Genomic DNA, 18445 nt, shown 5'->3' with positions numbered 1-18445 from the left:
AATGTGCCGACGACCGAACAATCGGTAGGTGAGGCGCCTCACATCCGTGGTGTGCCCGAAGCCGTCTCCCACGAGGAGGTGCCGTCATGACGGTCATGGAGCAGCGGGGCGCATACCGGCCAACGCCGCCGCCCGCCTGGCAGCCCCGCACCGACCCCGCGCCGCTGCTGCCCGACGCGGCTCCGTACCGCGTCCTCGGCACCGAGGCGGCGGCGCAGGCGGACCCGGGGCTGCTGCGCAGGCTGTACGCGCAGCTGGTGCGCGGGCGCCGGTACAACGCGCAGGCCACCGCCCTCACCAAGCAGGGCCGGCTCGCCGTGTACCCCTCCAGCGTCGGCCAGGAGGCCTGCGAGGTGGCCGCCGCGCTCGCCCTGGAGGACCGCGACTGGCTCTTCCCCAGCTACCGGGACACGCTCGCCGTGGTCGCCCGGGGCGTGGACCCCGTACAGGCGCTGACGCTGCTGCGCGGCGACTGGCACACCGGGTACGACCCGCGTGAGCACCGGGTGGCGCCTCTGTGCACCCCGCTGGCGACGCAGCTGCCGCACGCCGTCGGGCTCGCGCACGCCGCCCGGCTCAAGGGCGACGACGTGGTCGTGCTGGCCATGGTCGGCGACGGCGGCACCAGCGAGGGCGACTTCCACGAGGCGCTGAACTTCGCCGCCGTGTGGCAGGCGCCGGTGGTCTTCCTGGTCCAGAACAACGGCTTCGCGATCTCCGTGCCGCTCGCCAAGCAGACCGCCGCCCCGTCGCTGGCCCACAAGGCCGTCGGCTACGGGATGCCGGGCCGCCTGGTCGACGGCAACGACGCGGTCGCCATGTACGAGGTGCTGAGCGACGCCGTGCGTCACGCGCGCGCGGGTGGTGGTCCCACGCTCGTCGAGGCGGTGACCTACCGCCTGGAGGCGCACACCAACGCCGACGACGACAAGCGCTACCGGACCGACTCCGAGGTCGCCGCCTGGCGCGAGCACGACCCGATCGACCTCCTCGCACAGGAACTCACCGCGCGCGGGCTGCTCGACGAGGACGGCGTCAAGGCCGCGCGCGACGACGCCGAGGCACTCGCCGCCGACCTGCGCGCCCGGATGCACCAGGACCCGGTGCTCGACCCCATGGACCTGTTCGCCCAGGTGTACGCCGAACCCACCCCCCAACTGCGCGAACAGCGGGCCCAGTTGCGGGCCGAGCTGGATGCCGAGGCGGGAGGGGCGCACTGATGACCACCGACGTCGCCCTCAAACCGGCCACCATGGCGCAGGCCCTCACGCGCGCGATGCGCGACGCCATGGCCGCCGACCCGGCCGTGCACGTCATGGGCGAGGACGTCGGCGCCCTCGGCGGGGTCTTCCGGGTCACAGACGGGCTCGCCAAGGAGTTCGGCGAGGACCGCTGCACGGACACCCCGCTCGCCGAGGCGGGCATCCTCGGGGCGGCCGTCGGCATGGCCATGTACGGTCTGCGCCCGGTCGTCGAGATGCAGTTCGACGCGTTCGCCTACCCCGCGTTCGAACAGCTGATCTCGCACGTCTCCCGGATGCGCAACCGCACACGCGGGGCCATGCCCCTGCCGATCACCGTCCGCGTGCCCTACGGCGGCGGCATCGGCGGCGTCGAGCACCACAGCGACTCCTCCGAGGCGTACTACATGGCGACCCCGGGCCTCCATGTCGTCACGCCCGCCACGGTCGCTGACGCGTACGGCCTGTTGCGGGCCGCCATCGCCTCCGACGACCCGGTGGTCTTCCTCGAGCCCAAGCGCCTGTACTGGTCGAAGGATTCGTGGAACCCGGAGGAGCCGTCGGCCGTTGAACCGATCGGACGCGCGGTGGTGCGGCGCCCGGGCCGCAGCGCCACGCTCATCACGTACGGGCCGTCGCTGCCCGTCTGCCTGGAGGCGGCCCGGGCGGCGGAGGCGGAGGGCTGGGACCTGGAGGTCGTCGACCTGCGTTCCCTGGTCCCGTTCGACGACGAGACGGTGTGCGCTTCGGTACGGCGGACCGGGCGGGCCCTCGTCGTCCACGAGTCGGGCGGTTTCGGCGGCCCGGGCGGGGAGATCGCGGCCCGCGTCACGGAGCGCTGCTTCCATCACCTGGAGGCGCCGGTGCTGCGTGTCGCCGGATTCGACATCCCGTACCCGCCGCCGATGCTGGAGCGGCACCACCTGCCCGGCGTCGACCGCGTCCTGGACGCCGTGGGGCGGTTGCAATGGGAGGCGGAACGCTGATGGCACAGGTACTGGAGTTCAGGCTCCCCGATCTCGGCGAGGGGCTCACCGAGGCGCTGATCGTGCGCTGGCTGGTCGAGGTCGGCGAGGTCGTCGCCGTCGACCAGCCGGTCGTCGAGGTCGAGACGGCCAAGGCGATGGTCGACGTGCCGTGTCCCTACGGCGGTGTCGTCACCGCCCGCTTCGGCGAGGAGGGCACCGAACTGCCCGTCGGCGCACCCCTGGTGACGGTCGCGGTCGGCACACCGGCCCACCCCGACCCCGCCGGCGACGCGGACCGGGGCTCCGGGAACGTGCTCGTCGGATACGGCACCTCCGAGGCGCCCGCGCGGCGGCGGAGGGTACGGCGGGAACAGGCGGCGACCGCCGCCCCGGTGGCCGTCACGGACACGCAGGCTTCTGCTGCCCCCGCGCGTCTCGACGGTCCCGTGCCGGTCATCTCGCCGCTCGTGCGCAGGCTCGCCCGCGAGAACGGCCTGGATCTGCGGGAGTTGGCGGGCTCCGGGCCCGACGGACTGATCCTCCGCGCCGACGTGGAGCGCGCCCTGCGCGACGGTGCCACGCGACCCGGGTCCCCGGCCCCGATCGCGACTCCGGTGCCCGCCTCGCACCCCGTTCCCGCTCCCGCCCCTGCCTCCGCCGAGGGCACGCGTGTCCCCCTCAAGGGCATCCGCGGTGCCGTCGCCGACAAGCTCTCCCGCAGTCGGCGCGAGATCCCGGACGCGACCTGCTGGGTGGACGCCGACGCGACGGAACTGATGCACGCGCGCGTGCAGATGAACGCAGCCGGGGGACCGAAGATCTCCCTCCTCGCTCTGCTCGCCCGTATCTGCACCGCCGCCCTCGCCCGCTACCCCGAGCTGAACTCCACCGTCGACCTGGGGGCCAGGGAGATCGTCCGGCTCGACCGGGTCCACCTCGGCTTCGCCGCCCAGACCGAACGCGGACTCGTCGTCCCCGTCGTCCGGGACGCGCACACCAGGAACGCCGAGTCGCTGAGCGCGGAGATCGCGCGGCTGACCGAGGCGGCCCGCACCGGCACCCTCACCCCCGCCGAACTCACCGGCGGCACCTTCACGTTGAACAACTACGGCGTGTTCGGCGTCGACGGCTCCACGCCGATCGTCAACCACCCCGAGGCGGCCATGCTCGGCGTCGGCCGGATCGTCCCCAAGCCGTGGGTGCACGAGGGCGAACTGGCCGTGCGCCAGGTCGTCCAGCTGGGGCTCACCTTCGACCACCGGGTCTGCGACGGCGGCACGGCGGGCGGTTTCCTGCGCTATGTGGCGGACTGCGTGGAACAGCCGGCGGTGCTCCTGCGCACACTGTGATCAGGGTGGCGCGCGCCCGTTCCCTGTGATCAGCGGGGGCCCGCATACTCGGAGGGTGACCGCGCATGAGCCCCCGCCCTCAGGGATCCCCGGTGCCGACGGCTACGACGCTGTCGTGCTCGCGGGCGGGGCCGCCCGACGCCTCGGCGGCGCCGACAAGCCCGGCGTCCGGGTGGGCGGGCGCGCGCTCCTCGACCGGGTGCTCGCCGCCTGCGCCGACGCCGGCACCACCGTGGTCGTGGCCGGCCCCCGGCCCACCGCGCGGCCCGTGATCTGGGCCCACGAGGACCCGCCGGGCGGCGGACCCGTCGCCGCGCTCGACGCGGGCCTGCGCCGGACCGGGGCCGCGCAGGTCGTCGTCCTCTCCGCCGACCTCCCGTTCCTTGACCCCGCGACGGTACGGCGGCTCCTCGGCGCCCTGCGGACGAGCGGCGCCGAGGGCGCGCTGCTCACCGATACCGGCGGCCGGGACCAGCCGCTCGTGGCCGTGTACCGGACGTCCGCGCTGCGCCGGGAACTGGCCGCGCTCGCCCTCGAACACGGGGGTCTCACCGGCCTGCCGCTGCGCCGGCTGACCGGCGCGCTCGCACTCACCCGGGTGTCCGACCCCGTCGCGTCCTTCGACTGCGACACCTGGGACGACATCGCCGCCGCCAGAGCACGCATCAGGGAGCATGGGCACGTGTTGGACGAATGGATTTCCGCAGCCAAGGACGAACTGGGCATCGACCTGGACGTCGACACCGGCCTCCTCCTCGACCTCGCCCGCGATGCCGCGCACGGAGTGGCCAGGCCGGCCGCCCCGCTGACGACGTTCCTCGTCGGATACGCGGCGGGCCGGGCCGGGGGAGGCCCGGAAGAGGTCGCCGAGGCCACCCGCAAGGCCGTCGCCCTCGCCCTGCGCTGGGCCGAGGAGGCCAAGGCGGACGCGAAGACCGCCGACGCCGAACCCGGTGCGGGCAAGGCCCCCGACAGCCGCCCGGACGCCGGATGACCGCCCGCAGCGACCTGGACGACCTCGGCGTCGAGGAGGCGCTCGCCCTCGTGAACGAAGGCAACGGCAGCGGCGGCGGCAGCGGAAGCGGTGGGCAGGGCGACGGGCCGACCGCCGAGGGCGCCGCAGTACCCGCCCCCAGCGGGGAGGGCGTCTACGACGTGGAGGCCGACCACCCCGGACCCGGCACCGGTCCTGGCACCGACGGGGACCTCACCCCTACCTCCGCCCCCGCCCGCCCCCGGGCCACCCCCTGGCCCCAGGCCCGCGCCACCGCCGAGCGCGCCGCCCGCCAGGTCCCCCGTACCGCCAAGGCCCCCGTCTCCGTCCCCCTCGACGCCGCCCTCGGACTGGTCCTCGCCGCTCCCCTGGCGGCCCTCACCGACCTCCCCTCCTTCGACACCTCCGCGATGGACGGCTGGGCGGTGGCCGGACCCGGCCCCTGGGCCGTGCGCGAGGCCGGTGTCCTCGCCGGGCACGCGCAGCCCGAGCCGCTCACCGACGGCAGCGCGGTACGGATCGCTACGGGCGCCCGTATCCCGTACGACACGACCGCTGTCCTGCGCAGCGAGCACGGCCGCACCGACGACAAGGGCCGGCTGCACGCCACCCGGGACATGAGCCACGGCCAGGACATCCGGCCGCGCGGCCAGGAATGCCGCTCCGGCGATCAGCTGCTGCCCACCGGCACCTTCGTGACCCCGGCGGTGCTCGGGCTGGCCGCTGCCGCCGGGTACGACACGCTCGCCGCGATCCCCCGCCCCCGGGCCGAAGTCCTCGTCCTGGGCGACGAGTTGCTCACCGGGGGACTCCCGCACGACGGGCTGATCCGGGACGCGCTCGGTCCGATGCTGCCGCCCTGGCTGCGCTCGCTCGGCGCCGACGTCGTGGCCGTACGCAGGCTCGGGGACGACGCCGAGGCGCTCTACGCGGCCCTGAAGAACTCCCCCGCCGAGCTGATCGTCACCACCGGCGGCACCGCTTCCGGACCCGTCGACCACGTCCACCCCACCCTGCGCCGCCTCGGCGCGGAACTGCTGGTGAACGGCGTGCAGGTGCGCCCCGGGCACCCCATGCTGCTGGCCCGGATCAAGGAGAACCAGCACCTCGTCGGGCTGCCCGGCAACCCGCTGGCCGCCGTCTCCGGGCTGCTCACCCTTGCCGAGCCCCTGCTGCGGACCCTCGCGGGACGGGCGGCACCGGAGCCGTACACGCTGCCGCTCAAGGACGAGGTGCACGGGCACCCGCACGACACCCGGCTCATCCCCGTCGTCGTACGCGGCGACCGGGCCGTGCCGCTGCACTACAACGGGCCGGCCATGCTGCGCGGTATCGCGGCGGCCGAGGCCCTCGCGGTCGTACCGCCCGGTGGCGCCCGACCCGGTCAGGAACTGGAACTGCTCGATCTGCCCTGGGCGGCAGCCGCCGAAGCCGGGGCGTGTTTCACGTGAAACATTCGGGTCCGAAGGACCGCAAGGACCCGAAGGGTCCGAACGGCGTTCACCACAGGGGAGGATGTTTCACGTGAAACTGCCGGGCCATGACGCCATCGCCCGCCAAGCGGACGAGCATCTGGTGACCCATCGGGTGAAACTTCCCCGGACCGTGGTGGAACGGCCGATCCGCCAGGTCGGCAAACGTGTCGCCATGGCGCTGCTGGTGCTGGTCGGGACCGCGCTCATCGTCTACGCCGACCACGACGGCTACACCGACAACTCCGACGGTTCCGTCGACCTTCTCGACGCCTTCTACTACGCCACCGTCACCCTCTCCACCACCGGATACGGCGACATCACGCCCGTCAGTGACGCTGCCCGGTTCACCAACATCTTCGTCATCACACCGCTGCGCGTGCTCTTCCTGATCATCCTGGTCGGCACGACTCTCGAAGTCCTCACGGAGCGCACGCGCGAGGAGTGGCGGCAGAACCGCTGGAGGGCGGCCTTGCGAGAGCACACCGTGGTCATCGGGTTCGGGACCAAGGGGCGGTCGGCCGTGCAGACCGTCTGTGTCACCGGGCTGAAGAAGGAACAGGTCGTGGTCGTCGACCCCAGCGCGAAAGCCGTGGAGGCGGCCACCGCCGAGGGGTATGCCGGGGTGGTCGGGGATGCCACGCGCAGCGACGTCCTGTTGCGGGCCGAGCTGCAGAGGGCGCGGCAGATCATCATCGCCACCCAGCGAGACGACACGGCCGTCCTCGTCACGCTGACCGCCCGGCAGCTCAACCGCACGGCGAAGATCGTGGCCGCCGTGCGCGAGGAGGAGAACGCGCCGCTGCTCAAGCAGTCCGGCGCCGACGCTGTCATCACCAGTGCGAGCGCGGCCGGGCGGCTGCTCGGGCTGTCCGTGCTCAGCCCCGCCGCCGGTATGGTCATGGAGGACCTCATCCAGCAGGGCAGCGGGCTCGACATCGTCGAACGGCCGGTCATAAAGGCCGAGGTGGGCAAGGGGCCGCGCGAGACGGACGACCTGGTCGTGAGCGTCGTACGCGGACATCGGGTGATGGGCTACGACGATCCGTCGATCGGGGAGCTTCAGGTGGCCGACCGGCTCATCACCATCGTGCGGGCGACGCCGGGCGCGCATGTGGCGCCCGACGTCCGTCCGATCCGCGACAACTGACCGGTGTCCTGAAGGGGTTGTGGCTACTTGCGGTTGTAGAGCCGCATCGTCACCGGGCCGAAGACCAGCACCAGCAGGCCGGCCCACCCCAGCGACCAGGCGATCTCCGCGGTCGGCCACTCGCCGGCCATCAGCTCCCGTACCGCCGACGACACATGGGTGATCGGGCTGTTGTTGACGAAGGCCTGGAGCCAGCCGGGCATGGTGCTCGGGTCGACGAAGACGTTCGACAGGAAGGTCAGCGGGAAGATCACCATCATGCTGACGCCCATCACCGACTTCTCCGTGCGCAGCAGCAGCCCGAACATGGTCCAGATCCATGAGAAGGCGAAGGAGAAGACCAGGAGGAGGGCGATGCCGGCGGCCACGCCCACCACTCCGTCGGGGCGGTAGCCGAGGATGATGCCGACCGTCAGCATCACCACGGACGCCATGGTGTAGCGCAGGGCGTCGCCGAGGAGATAGCCGACCATCACCGCGGGCCGCCAGATCGGCAGCGTACGGAAGCGGTCGAAGACGCCCTTCTCGATGTCCGTGTTGACCGAGACGCCCGTGTACATCGTGATCATCACGACCGACATCACCAGGATGCCCGGCAGCAGGAACTGGATGTACTCGCGCGGGGAGCCCGCGAGCGCGCCCCCGAACAGGTACGTGTACATCAGCACCATCATGATCGGGAACGCGGTGACGTCGAAGAGCTGCTCCGGGACGTGCTTGATCTTGAGCATCGCGCGCCAGCCGAAGGTGAGCGACGTCGAGAGCGCGCTGGGGCGCGGCGGCCGGTCCTTGGAGATGAGCAGCGCGGCGAGCGACTCGGCGCTGACCGGGGCGAGTTCCCGGCCTTCGGTGGTGGTGGTCGCGGTACTCATGCCGCCACCTCTCCTTCGGAAGAGTCAGCTGCGGAGTCGGCTGTGGAGCCGTCTTCCGTGTCGTGTCCGGTGAGGGCGAGGAACACCTCGTCCAGGCTGGGCTGCCCCAGGGAGAAGTTGTCGACGTGGATGCCGCAGCGGGCCAGTTCGGCGAGCGCGCGGGCCGCCTGCTCGGCAGCCGTGTCGCTGACCGACGTACCGATACGGGCCGTCAGCGCGACCGGGTCGGGCTCGCGCTGCACGGTCGCGTCGAGGGCCAGCCGCAGCACCTCCTCCGCCTCGGGCCGCTGGGCCGGATCGCGCAGCCGCAGATGGACGGAGCCGGCGCCGACGGACGCCTTCAGCTCGCCCTTCGTGCCCTCCGCGATGACCTTGCCCTTGTCGATGACGGCGATCCGGGACGCCAGCTGGTCGGCCTCGTCCAGATACTGCGTGGTCAGCAGGACGGTCGTGCCCTGGGCGACCACCGCGCGCACGATGTCCCACACCTGGTTGCGGCTGCGCGGGTCGAGGCCGGTCGTGGGTTCGTCGAGGAAGAGCAGGTCGGGGGTGTTGAGGATGGACGCGGCGATGTCGATCCGGCGCCGCATACCGCCCGAGTAGTGCTTGACCTGCTTCGCCGCCGCCTCCGTGAGCCCGAAGGCCTCCAGGAGCTGGGCGGCACGCTCGCGCGCGGTCCGCTTGTGGTGGCCGAGGAGCCGGCCGAGCAGCACCAGGTTCTCGGTGCCGGTGAGGTCCTCGTCGACGGACGCGTACTGGCCGGTGAGGCTCACCCTGCCGCGTACCGCGTCGGCCTCGCGCACCACGTCGTGGCCGAAGACGTGCGCCTCGCCGCCGTCCGGCCTGAGGAGCGTGGCGAGCATCTTCACGGTGGTCGTCTTGCCGGCGCCGTTCGGCCCGAGGACTCCGTAGACCGTGCCGGTGGGCACGGTGAGGTCGACGCCGTCGACGGCCCGGGTCTCGCCGAAGGTCTTCACCAGACTCGCGGTCTCGATCGCGAGGTCGGGCGCCTCGGCCGCCCTGCCCGCTCTGGCTGCCTGTGGGCTCATGTCTCGTGGTCCTTCCGGAGTCCTTGCGCGTACGGGGTGACGCATAGGGAGACCGTCGGTCGGCCGGAAACTCATCGGTCGCGCGACCGTACGTCTCTCCACGGTCTCTCCGCCAGACGCGGACCGCACATCGATTTCGCCGGATCGGGGAGTAGCGTCCCCTCATGCGTGCGATCACGATTCCCGAACCCGGAGGGCCCGAGGCGCTGGTGTGGGCCGAGGTCCCCGATCCCGTGCCCGGCGAGGGCGAGGTGCTGGTCGAGGTGGTGGCCGGCGCCGTCAACCGTGCCGACATCCTGCAACGCCAGGGCTTCTACAACCCGCCGCCAGGCGCCTCCCCGTACCCCGGCCTCGAGTGCTCCGGCCGGATCGCCGAGGTCGGGCCCGGAGTGTCCGGCTGGTCCGTCGGCGACGAGGTGTGCGCGCTGCTCGCGGGCGGCGGTTACGCGACGAAGGTGGCCGTGCCGGCCGGGCAGCTGCTGCCGGTGCCCGAGGGCGTCGACCTGAAGGGGGCGGCGGCACTGCCCGAGGTGACCTGCACGGTCTGGTCGAACGTCTTCATGATCTCCCACCTCCGCCCGGGCGAGACCTTTCTCGTGCACGGCGGCTCCAGCGGCATCGGCACCATGGCCATCCAGCTCGCCAAGGCGGTCGGCGCGAAGGTCGCCGTGACGGCGGGCACGAAGGAGAAGCTCGACCAGTGCGCCGAGCTGGGCGCCGACATCCTCGTCAACTACCGCGAGCAGGACTTCGTCGAGGAGCTGAAGCAGGCCACCGGCGGCGCGGGCGCCGACGTGATCCTCGACAACATGGGCGCCAAGTACCTGGACCGCAACGTCCGCGCCCTCGCCGTCAACGGGCGGCTCGCGATCATCGGTATGCAGGGCGGCGTCAAGGCCGAGCTGAACATCGGCGCGCTCCTCACCAAGCGGGCCGCGATCAGCGCGACCTCGCTGCGCGCCCGCCCGCTCGCCGAGAAGACGGCGATCGTGGCCGCCGTACGCGAACACGTCTGGCCGCTGATCGCCGCCGGTCAGGTCCGGCCGGTCGTCGACCGGGAGTTCCCGATGAGCGACGCGGCGGCGGCCCACCGGCTGGTGGAGGAGAGCGGGCACGTGGGAAAGGTGCTGCTGGTGGCCCCGTAAGGGGACATCCCGGGGGTCACGCCCTGCGTACGCGCAGCTGCAGCCCGAGAAATGCGAGGCCCAGGCCGAGGCCGATGAGGACGAGCCCGCTGCCCAGCGGCAGTATCCGCAGCACCGGGTGGGTGACCGGGGCGGGCAGCGCGGCCGTGTCCCGTGCCTCGCCCGGGTCCGGGACGGAGGTGGGTACGGGCACAGGGGCCGGCTCCTCGTACGCCACCTCCTCAGGCGGCGCGGACTCCCGCCGCCCGGGGCGCTCCCGCCCCTCGCCCGCCCGGCTGCCGGCCCGGGAGGCCTCGGGGGCGGGCCGGGAGACGTAGGAGACGTCGTCGTACGCCGGTGTCGTGCCGTGCGGGGTGGCGGCGAGCGTGGGGGCCGCCAGGGCCAGCAGGGTGCCGCAGACGCGCAGTGTGTGGAGCCATGGAGTCATGTCGGGCCCCTCCCGCCGCGGAGTCGCCAGTCACCAGGGTTCGACGGGACCAGCCTCACACGCACCCGCCCGTCCGGCATCCCGGACGGGACACCGCCGGGCCGGACCCACCGGCCGGAACAGCGACCTGGTGCGACAGAATGGCGGTATGGAGATGCCGAGGAACGAAAGGTCGCCGGAGAACCCCCAGATCCTGGTCGTTGGCCAGGACGGGATGGCTCTCGGGGGCGGTGGTGACGAGGACTCCCGAGAGATCCCGGTGACGGAGATGGTGGAGCAACCCGCCAAGGTCATGAGGATCGGCAGCATGATCAAGCAGCTGCTGGAGGAGGTGCGCGCGGCCCCTCTCGACGAGGCGAGCCGGGTGCGGCTGAAGGAGATCCACGCCAGCTCGGTCAAGGAGCTGGAGGACGGTCTGGCGCCGGAGCTGGTCGACGAACTGGAGCGCCTGTCCCTGCCGTTCACGGATGAGGGCGTTCCCAGCGACGCCGAGCTGCGGATCGCGCAGGCCCAGCTCGTGGGCTGGCTGGAGGGCCTCTTCCACGGGATCCAGACCACCCTGTTCGCCCAGCAGATGGCCGCGCGGGCCCAGCTGGAGCAGATGCGCCGCGCGCTGCCGCCGGGAGTCGGCGGCCACGAGGGCGACGACGATCCGCGCACGGGCGGACGCACGGGCGGGCCGTACCTGTAACTCTTGTGGGGATGTAACTCTTGTGGGGAGGGGCCCGGCAGCCGACCGACCGGCCGCCGGGCCTCTCCCTATGAACCGCTGAACTGTTGAACCGTCCGCTCAGGACGGGTTGCCCGACGACACGCTCAGCTCGATGACCGGCATGTCCTCCGGGTCGGCGTCCGTGCCCGCGGAGGGGAACTGGTCGGTGACCGTGTCCTTGCCGAAGGTGTTCTCGTCGATCCGGGTCACCTTCATCCGCCACCCGGCCGCCTGGAAACAGGACTTGACCGAGGTCAGGTTCTTGTAGCGGACGTCCGGCAGCTGGATCTTGTCCGGGTCGGTGTACGACTCCGGCGCCTCCGAGCACTCCTCCGCGTCGATCTTCTTGCTCAGGTCCGGCCCCTTGTACCCCGTCACCGACCCCGATCCCGACCCGGTTTCCGACGTCTGCGAGGCCGAGGCGCTCGCACTGCTGTCGCTGCCGGCCGCACCGCCGTTGCCGGAGTCGTCCCCGCCCAGCTTGAGGGCCAGGAGCAGCCCGCCGACGGCGACGAGCGAGACGACGATCGAGCCCACGATCACCGGGGTGTTGCTCTTGCGTCCCCCTCCGGGAGCGGCCGGCGTCGGGAAGGCGGCCGGCGGCGTGTACTGCGGTGCGTACGCGCCGGGCGCCTGGTACGCGGCCTGCTGCGGATAGCCGTACGCCGGAGCGGCGCTGTACGGATTCGGGGTCGGGGCCACAGGCGGCTGGTACGGGGTCTGTACGGGGCCCGGCGGGGGCGGGGTCGCCTGGCCGACCGGTGGGAACACCGCCGAGGCGACGCCCGCGCCGCTCTGGGACGGGGCGCCCGGGACGATGTTCGGGGCGGCCGGGTGGAGGGAGGCGGCCACGCGCAGACACTCGTCGCGCATGGCGACGGCGCTCGGGAAACGCTCGTTCGGGTTCTTCTTCAGCGCGCGGGCGACGAGCGCGTCCACCGCCGGGGGCAACGCGCGGTTGACCGAGGAGGGGACGACCGGCTCCTCCTGGACGTGGGCGTACGCGATCGCAAGCGCCGAGTCGGCGTTGAACGGCAGCCGTCCGGTGACCAGTTGGAACAGCATGATGCCGACCGAGTAGAGATCGGAGCGGGCGTCCACGCCCCGGCCCAGCGCCTGTTCCGGGGAGAGGTACTGCGGGGTGCCGACGACCATGCCGGTCTGCGTCATCGACGTGACGCCCGACTGCATGGCGCGGGCGATCCCGAAGTCCATCACCTTGACGACCCCGCGCTTGGTCGTCATCACGTTGCCCGGCTTGATGTCCCGGTGGACCAGGCCCATCTCGTGGCTGATCTCCAGCGCCGCCAGCACGTCCGCGGTGACCCGCAGCGCCTTGTCGGCGGGCATCGCGCCGAACTGCCGTACGTCCGCGTCGACAACGGAGCCGAGCGGCTGCCCCTCGACGTACTCCATGACGATGTACGGGGTCATGGTCCCCGCGACCTCGTCCTCACCGGTGTCGAAGACCGAGACGATGTTCGTGTGCGTGAGCTTGGCCACGGCCTGGGCCTCGCGGCGGAAACGCTCGCGGAAGGCCTGTTCCCGGCCGAGTTCGGTGTGCAGTGTCTTGATCGCGACCTGCCGGTCCAGGACCGAGTCGTACGCGAGGTGCACCGAGGCCATGCCGCCCTCGCCGAGCAGATCGCGCAGCTGGTAGCGCCCGCCGGCGAGCGCGTGCCCCGTGTACCGGCCGTGTGCGCCGTCGTGGCTCATGTCTCAGCGTCCCCCGAGCTTTCTCACAGCCGCACGTGATCGATTGGCTCATACCGGGCCAAGTCTGCCGGAGGGCACTGACACGTCAAGCGAGGTGCCCGTTCCGTGACCGTACGAGAAGGAAGCGTCGCGGAAGCGTTACAGGTGCTGGACGGACGGGGCGCGGAATTTGCACGACGATATCGGCAACGGGTTTGATGTCCGGTCTGCCCGGGACTCGTACCGGGGCTCCTTCCGGAGCTGCTCCCGGGCCGCCTCCCGGACCGGAGGCTTGCGTGGAGGCTGTAGCGTGGCCGACGGAGACCGTAACAACACCGCGCGCACCGCGGGCAGAAACGACGGCGAGGACTGATGGCACAGCAGCGCGCTCAGGGCCCGTCCGACCCCGAGGCGGCTGGCGGCGGTATGTCAGACGCGCCTGAGTTGTGGGGCAACGGCGGACTGGTGGGGGACGGCCGGTACCGGCTCACCCACAGACTCGGCCGGGGCGGCATGGCGGAGGTGTTCGCCGCCGAGGACGTACGCCTCGGGCGGACCGTCGCGGTCAAACTGCTGCGCGCCGATCTCGCCGAGGACCCGATCTCCAAGGCCCGCTTCACGCGCGAGGCCCAGTCGGTGGCCGGGCTCAACCACCACTCGATCGTCGCCGTGTACGACTCCGGCGAGGACTACGTCGGCGGCCACTCCGTCCCGTACATCGTGATGGAGATCGTCGAGGGGCGCACCATCCGTGACCTCCTCATCAACGCCGAGGCGCCCGGGCCCGAGCAGGCCCTGATCATCGTCTCCGGGGTGCTGGAGGCGCTGGCGTATTCCCACCAGCACGGCATCGTGCACCGGGACATCAAGCCCGCCAACGTGATCATCACGCACAACGGTGCCGTGAAGGTCATGGACTTCGGCATCGCCCGTGCGCTGCACGGGGCGTCCACGACGATGACGCAGACCGGCATGGTCATGGGCACGCCCCAGTACCTCTCCCCCGAGCAGGCCCTCGGCAAGGCGGTCGACCACCGCTCGGACCTGTACGCGACCGGTTGTCTGTTGTACGAACTCCTCGCGCTGCGACCCCCGTTCACGGGTGAGACCCCTCTCTCCGTGGTCTACCAGCACGTCCAGGACATTCCGGTGCCCCCGTCCGAGGTCTCGGACGCGGCGCCGCCGGAGCTGGACGGGCTCGTCATGCGGTCCCTGGCCAAGGAGCCGGACGACCGCTTCCAGACCGCCGAGGAGATGCGCGGGCTGATCCAGTACGGCCTGCAGATGCTGTACGACCAGGGCGGTCACACCGGCACCTGGAACACCGGGCCCGTCGACATGCACGAGGGCCGGCACACCCCCTCGGGGGGCTTCGCCGGCACCGCGGTGATGAACCAGCACCCGGGCGACAACTCCGGGACCACCCAGATCCCCCAGCCGATCCTGCCCGTCGGGTACGGCGGCGGGGACGACGGCGGCTTCGAGGGGCACGGCAACCGGAGCGGTGGCCGGGGCAAGCTGTGGATACTGGCGTTCTTCGCGGTGATCGCCATCGCGGCGGGCGTCGCCCTCGCTCTCCAGAACGGCAACGGCGACGGTGGCGACACCGGTACCACCCAGTCGCCGACGACCTCGCAGACGGCGACGAACGACGACGCCACGGCGAGTCCGAGCGAAGAGGTCTCCGAGGAGACGTCGAGCGTCGAGACGGACGACGGCAGCGGCTCGGACGGCGGGTCCCAGTGGACGCCGTCGCCCACACCGTCGTACACGCAGTCCGAGACCGCCTCCTCCGAGCCGTCGCCCACACCGTCGGACGTGCAGACGAGCGTGCAGCCGTCGAACACGGTGTCGGAGCCGGCGGACACGGCGACCGCCTCGCCGGAGGACACCGGCGACACCGGTGAGGAAGACGGCGGTACCGAGGGCGGCACCACTCCCTGACACCGGCGGGCCGGTGACCTCCGGCCGACGGAAAACAGCCTCCACGCGCGCGTGCGACCCGAAGAGGGCCCACGCGCGCGTGCCGTTGTTCCGGCCCCCGGCTCCGGTGGGCGTCAGTCCGTGAACGCCCCGCACACCGCGTCGTACTCGCGCGTCCACCACACCGCGAGCGCCGAGGCGGCCGGGAACTGGGAGTCGGCGCGGGTGTCCCCCCGCTCGTAGTGCCAGCGCAGCATCCAGAAGTCGTTGAGCCGCTCCCACCACACCCGGTGCACGGCGGCGGCCAGCTCGGAGGGCGTGGCCCCGGCCGTACGCCGGTACGCGCGCGCGTACGCCCGCACCTTGGGCAGGTCGAGCGTGCCGGCGGGCCGTACGAAGAAGATCGCGGCGGCGCGTACTGCCTCCTCCGCGCGGGGCTGCACACCGAGCCGGTCCCAGTCGACGATCGCGGCGGGCGCGTCCCCCTTGTAGAGCAGGTTGAACGGGTGGAAGTCACCGTGCACCCACCCCACCGAGCCACCCGGCGGTGGCCGCCGATCCGCATGCTGCTCCAACAGCGCCCGCCGCTCCAGCAGCCGGTACCGGGCCAGCTCGTCGAAGGCATCGGTGGGGCGACGACGGCGAACCTGGGCGAGGAGGTCGTCAATGAGCGCGAAGGTGTCGACGGGGTCGGCCGAGGGGGCGTGCACGGGTTCGGCGGGGCCGTTGGCGGGGGCTGGGCCTGGGGTTCCTGGGGTGGGGTGCGGGGAGGGGGACTTTGCGGTGGCTTCGGTGGTTGCGGAGGGTTCGGCAGCGGTGGCGGCCCGGTACTGGTCGGCCGCCGGGGGTCGGCTTGCGGGGCTGTCGGTGGGAGCCGGGCTTGGGGCTGCTGGGGAGGGGTGATTCGCGTGGGTTTCGGTGGGGGCGGTGGTCCGGTACCGGTCGGCCGCCGAGGGTCGGTCTGCGGGGCTGTCCCAGTGCCGGCTGCCGGGTCCGTCCAGGTCCAGGTCGGTGACGAGGCCCTGGTTCCGGCTGGCGGTTTCGTCCCAGTGCCGGTTGGCGGGTGCGGCCCAGTGTCGGCCTACGGGGTCGTCGCAGTTCCGGCCGATGGGTCCGTCCCAGTCCTGGCTGGCCGGGCTGTCCCGGTGCCGGTTGGTGGGGGTGCCTTGGTTGCGGCTGGCGGTTTCGTCCCAGAGCTGGGCGGCGGTTCCGCTCCGGTCTCGGTCGGTGGGGACGCCTGCGTGCTGGCCTGCGGGTCCGTCCCAGTGCCGGTTGGCCGGGCCGTACCGGTCTTGGTCGGCGGCGAGGCCTTGGTGCCGGTCGGCGGGTTCGCCCCAGTCCCGGCCGGCGGCTTCGCCCCGGTTCCGGTCGCCCGGGCCGTCCTGGTTCCGGGCGGCGGAGCCGCCCTGCCGGGGGGTGATGCCCCGTCGGGCGGGTTCGTCGCGCCCAGCGTTTCCAGCTCGTCGGCCTGTCTCCGCCCACAGGGAGAGGCTGTTCTGTTCGGTAGTCGGCTCGTGGGCGGTGGGCTGCTGTCGGCCGGCGGTCACCCCTGGCGTCGGGACGCCCTGGTTCCGGCCGGTGCCCTCGCCCGGTGCCCCGCCCCGCGTCGGCATCACGCGTTCCAGGCTTGCGTGGACCACGCCCAGCAGGGCGCCCAGTCGGCCGCACTGGACGGTGGTGAGCTGGCCGCCGTGGCGGTGGCGGCCGTCGATCCAGGGGTGCAGGGCGTAGGCGTGGCCGCCGACGACGGCGACCGTACGGCCGTCGCGGCCGGGCAGGGGCGGGGCCACCGGGACGCCGAGATCCGCGAGGCGCTGGGTCGCCCGGTGCTGGCGGGCGATCGCGGCGGGGTCGGCGGTCTCGGGGTCGAAGTGGTGCTTCAGGAAGTAGTCGCCGCGCGTGGTGGCGAGCCGGTAGCCGCGGTTCAGCAGCCCCTGGTCGACGGGGTCGCAGGTCAGCGCGGACCCGGCGGAGTACTGGCGGAGGAGGGCGCCCAGAGGGGGAGCGTGGGGCACAAGGGGTGGTACAGATGAGCGCGGCACGCGCCAGATGCTAGGGCACGAGCCGGGCGCGTGAGCGGGGCGCTTGTCACACGCAGTCACAGGTGACCGCGTGCTGTCACGGGCAGTCGGTTTCGATCACGGAGTGCACGGTGGCGAACTGGGGTTCGACTCGAAGGTAGACAGGGTCGAAGGGCACGCCGTCCACGGAGCGCGGTGCGGGCCCGAACCGGTCGAGTTCGGCGGGGGTCGGCTCCACGGCCGCGCACTCCCCGACGACCTGCACGGACCACGACCGCCGGTTGCGTGCCGACGGAACGTCCGCGCCGTACGCGACGACACCGCCCACGCACGCCCGGTGGTACCCGTGCCCCCTGTGCAGGCGCAGCAGGACCCGGCCGTCCACGACGATGTGCCGGGCGGACGCCAGGAAGGGCAGCGCGCGCATGCTGGTCGCGACCCGGCCGTGCGCCACGCGGCCGAGGAGGTCGGCGGCGCGCTGGTCGTCCTGCTCGTTCTGTTCCTCGGTCGGCATGCACTCACTGTGTGCGGCGGCCGAACGGGCACACCAGGGGCGCTCGCCCCCAGAAGAGAGGCCTTAGGTCCCGATTCGGGCGCCCCGGAGGGCTCTGAAACCTTAGAAACCCCGGCTCTGCCCCTGCCCCTCCGCCTGCATCCGTGCCACGTACGCCGCCGCCTGTGCGCGCCGCTGCATGCCCAGCTTGGACAGCAGTCCCGACACATAGTTCTTGATCGTCTTCTCGGCCAGGTGCAGCCGTTCGCCGATCTCGCGGTTGGTGAGCCCCTCGCCGATCAGGTCGAGGATCCTGCGCTCCTGGTCGGTCAGGTTCGCGAGCCGCTCGTCGCCGCGCACGCCCGTGTCCGCGCCGCCGCTCCGCAGCCGCTCCAGGACGCGGGCGGTCGCCACCGGGTCGAGCAGGGACTTGCCGGCCGCCACGTCCCGTACGGCCGCCAGTAGTTCATGTCCGCGGATGGCCTTGAGGACGTACCCGGAGGCGCCCGCCATGATCGCGTCGAAGAGGGCCTCGTCGTCGGCGAACGACGTCAGCATCAGGCATTTGACGCCCGCGTCCAGGGAGCGGATCTCGCGGCACACCTCGACGCCGCTGCCGTCCGGGAGCCGTACGTCCAGCACCGCCACGTCCGGGCGGGTGGCCGGAATCCGTACCAGCGCGTCCGCCGCCGTCCCGGCCTCGCCGACCACCTCGATGTCGTCCTCGACCGAGAGCAGTTCATGGACTCCCCGGCGGACGACTTCATGGTCATCGAGGAGAAATACAGTGATTTTTCCGTCTTCGGACACGGAGACAGTCTCACATACCGATCTCTTCCCGCGGCCTGGGTGCGCGGGATAACGTGCCGTTGTTCCGGCCCCCTGCAAGGCTGTGACCAGGGCCCCTTCCCGACTTGTTCAATTTACTTGGATT

General features: G+C 72.2%; 15 protein-coding genes and 2 pseudogenes. 9 read left to right on the top strand and 8 right to left on the bottom strand.

Annotation, left to right across the window (positions count from 1 at the left end):
• Positions 1–86: 86 nt before the first annotated feature.
• From pdhA to ACWDR4_RS16310, 6 genes are all read left to right on the top strand, one after another.
• Positions 87–1220, top strand: a complete 1134-nt coding sequence (pdhA, locus tag ACWDR4_RS16335; protein ID WP_450408998.1) for a pyruvate dehydrogenase (acetyl-transferring) E1 component subunit alpha — start codon at positions 87–89, stop codon at positions 1218–1220.
• Positions 1220–2227 carry an alpha-ketoacid dehydrogenase subunit beta gene (locus tag ACWDR4_RS16330; protein WP_450408996.1) on the top strand — a complete coding sequence of 336 codons (1008 nt, stop codon included), beginning with the start codon at positions 1220–1222 and terminating at the stop codon, positions 2225–2227. The genes pdhA and ACWDR4_RS16330 overlap by 1 nt, the downstream gene beginning before the upstream one ends.
• Positions 2227–3558 (top strand): dihydrolipoamide acetyltransferase family protein, encoded by a 1332-nt coding sequence (locus ACWDR4_RS16325; protein WP_450408994.1) that lies wholly within the window; start codon positions 2227–2229, stop codon positions 3556–3558. The genes ACWDR4_RS16330 and ACWDR4_RS16325 overlap by 1 nt, the downstream gene beginning before the upstream one ends.
• A 55-nt stretch (positions 3559–3613) precedes the next feature.
• Positions 3614–4552 carry an NTP transferase domain-containing protein gene (locus ACWDR4_RS16320; protein ID WP_450408993.1) on the top strand — a complete coding sequence of 313 codons (939 nt, stop codon included), beginning with the start codon at positions 3614–3616 and terminating at the stop codon, positions 4550–4552.
• A complete protein-coding gene (locus ACWDR4_RS16315; RefSeq protein WP_450408991.1) occupies positions 4549–6003 on the top strand; it encodes a molybdopterin molybdotransferase MoeA in 1455 nt (484 codons plus the stop codon). Before ACWDR4_RS16320 ends, ACWDR4_RS16315 begins: the two co-directional genes overlap by 4 nt.
• 64 nt (positions 6004–6067) lie before the next feature.
• Positions 6068–7174 (top strand): potassium channel family protein, encoded by a 1107-nt coding sequence (locus ACWDR4_RS16310; RefSeq protein ID WP_450408990.1) that lies wholly within the window; start codon positions 6068–6070, stop codon positions 7172–7174.
• A gap of 23 nt (positions 7175–7197) precedes the next feature.
• Here the strand turns inward: ACWDR4_RS16310 and ACWDR4_RS16305 are convergent, their stop codons facing one another.
• Positions 7198–8046: an ABC transporter permease gene (locus ACWDR4_RS16305; protein WP_450408989.1), complete on the bottom strand. Its 849-nt coding sequence runs from the start codon at positions 8044–8046 to the stop codon at positions 7198–7200.
• Positions 8043–9095: an ATP-binding cassette domain-containing protein gene (locus tag ACWDR4_RS16300; RefSeq protein ID WP_450408988.1), complete on the bottom strand. Its 1053-nt coding sequence runs from the start codon at positions 9093–9095 to the stop codon at positions 8043–8045. Before ACWDR4_RS16300 ends, ACWDR4_RS16305 begins: the two co-directional genes overlap by 4 nt.
• A gap of 164 nt (positions 9096–9259) precedes the next feature.
• Between ACWDR4_RS16300 and ACWDR4_RS16295 the strand changes: the two genes are divergently transcribed.
• Complete coding sequence (locus ACWDR4_RS16295; protein WP_450408986.1) at positions 9260–10240, top strand: NAD(P)H-quinone oxidoreductase; 981 nt, start codon at positions 9260–9262, stop codon at positions 10238–10240.
• A 16-nt stretch (positions 10241–10256) separates the two neighbouring features.
• Here ACWDR4_RS16295 and ACWDR4_RS16290 read toward each other — a convergent pair whose 3' ends face one another.
• The gene (locus tag ACWDR4_RS16290; protein ID WP_450408984.1) at positions 10257–10667 is read right to left on the bottom strand and encodes a hypothetical protein; all 411 of its coding nucleotides are present in this window, start codon (positions 10665–10667) and stop codon (positions 10257–10259) included.
• A 148-nt stretch (positions 10668–10815) separates the two neighbouring features.
• Between ACWDR4_RS16290 and ACWDR4_RS16285 the strand changes: the two genes are divergently transcribed.
• Positions 10816–11358, top strand: coding sequence for a bacterial proteasome activator family protein (locus tag ACWDR4_RS16285; protein WP_450408983.1), 543 nt, complete (start codon positions 10816–10818; stop codon positions 11356–11358).
• Positions 11359–11457: 99 nt separating this feature from the next.
• Here the strand turns inward: ACWDR4_RS16285 and ACWDR4_RS16280 are convergent, their stop codons facing one another.
• Positions 11458–13095: a protein kinase domain-containing protein gene (locus ACWDR4_RS16280; RefSeq protein ID WP_450408981.1), complete on the bottom strand. Its 1638-nt coding sequence runs from the start codon at positions 13093–13095 to the stop codon at positions 11458–11460.
• Positions 13096–13446: 351 nt separating this feature from the next.
• Between ACWDR4_RS16280 and ACWDR4_RS16275 the strand changes: the two genes are divergently transcribed.
• Positions 13447–15018: a protein kinase domain-containing protein gene (locus tag ACWDR4_RS16275; protein WP_450408979.1), complete on the top strand. Its 1572-nt coding sequence runs from the start codon at positions 13447–13449 to the stop codon at positions 15016–15018.
• Between the two features lie 113 nt (positions 15019–15131).
• Here ACWDR4_RS16275 and ACWDR4_RS16270 read toward each other — a convergent pair.
• The 4 genes and pseudogenes from ACWDR4_RS16270 to ACWDR4_RS16255 all read right to left on the bottom strand — a co-directional run.
• Positions 15132–15710: pseudogene (locus ACWDR4_RS16270) on the bottom strand (phosphotransferase); the annotation flags it as partial.
• 885 nt (positions 15711–16595) lie between these two features.
• Positions 16596–17012 (bottom strand): annotated as a pseudogene (locus tag ACWDR4_RS16265) (phosphotransferase); the annotation flags it as partial.
• A gap of 103 nt (positions 17013–17115) precedes the next feature.
• Positions 17116–17532 carry a pyridoxamine 5'-phosphate oxidase family protein gene (locus ACWDR4_RS16260; RefSeq protein WP_450408977.1) on the bottom strand — a complete coding sequence of 139 codons (417 nt, stop codon included), beginning with the start codon at positions 17530–17532 and terminating at the stop codon, positions 17116–17118.
• Between the two features lie 102 nt (positions 17533–17634).
• The gene (locus ACWDR4_RS16255; RefSeq protein WP_450408976.1) at positions 17635–18321 is read right to left on the bottom strand and encodes a response regulator; all 687 of its coding nucleotides are present in this window, start codon (positions 18319–18321) and stop codon (positions 17635–17637) included.
• Positions 18322–18445 lie beyond the last annotated feature (124 nt).

It is taken from the genome of Streptomyces sp. NPDC000878 (assembly GCF_053599695.1).
Note: the sequence above shows the minus strand (reverse complement) of the source record. Positions and strands in the feature narration are given on the sequence as shown.

Coding starts and splice junctions, on each gene's coding strand:
- ACWDR4_RS16300 (WP_450408988.1), bottom strand. CDS start 9,095: ATGAGCCCACAGGCAGCCAGAGCGGGCAGGGCGGCCGAGGCGCCCGAC.
- ACWDR4_RS16305 (WP_450408989.1), bottom strand. CDS start 8,046: ATGAGTACCGCGACCACCACCACCGAAGGCCGGGAACTCGCCCCGGTC.
- pdhA (WP_450408998.1), top strand. CDS start 87: ATGACGGTCATGGAGCAGCGGGGCGCATACCGGCCAACGCCGCCGCCC.
- ACWDR4_RS16315 (WP_450408991.1), top strand. CDS start 4,549: ATGACCGCCCGCAGCGACCTGGACGACCTCGGCGTCGAGGAGGCGCTC.
- ACWDR4_RS16325 (WP_450408994.1), top strand. CDS start 2,227: ATGGCACAGGTACTGGAGTTCAGGCTCCCCGATCTCGGCGAGGGGCTC.
- ACWDR4_RS16310 (WP_450408990.1), top strand. CDS start 6,068: ATGTTTCACGTGAAACTGCCGGGCCATGACGCCATCGCCCGCCAAGCG.
- ACWDR4_RS16295 (WP_450408986.1), top strand. CDS start 9,260: ATGCGTGCGATCACGATTCCCGAACCCGGAGGGCCCGAGGCGCTGGTG.
- ACWDR4_RS16285 (WP_450408983.1), top strand. CDS start 10,816: ATGGAGATGCCGAGGAACGAAAGGTCGCCGGAGAACCCCCAGATCCTG.
- ACWDR4_RS16275 (WP_450408979.1), top strand. CDS start 13,447: ATGGCACAGCAGCGCGCTCAGGGCCCGTCCGACCCCGAGGCGGCTGGC.
- ACWDR4_RS16290 (WP_450408984.1), bottom strand. CDS start 10,667: ATGACTCCATGGCTCCACACACTGCGCGTCTGCGGCACCCTGCTGGCC.
- ACWDR4_RS16280 (WP_450408981.1), bottom strand. CDS start 13,095: ATGAGCCACGACGGCGCACACGGCCGGTACACGGGGCACGCGCTCGCC.
- ACWDR4_RS16260 (WP_450408977.1), bottom strand. CDS start 17,532: ATGCCGACCGAGGAACAGAACGAGCAGGACGACCAGCGCGCCGCCGAC.
- ACWDR4_RS16330 (WP_450408996.1), top strand. CDS start 1,220: ATGACCACCGACGTCGCCCTCAAACCGGCCACCATGGCGCAGGCCCTC.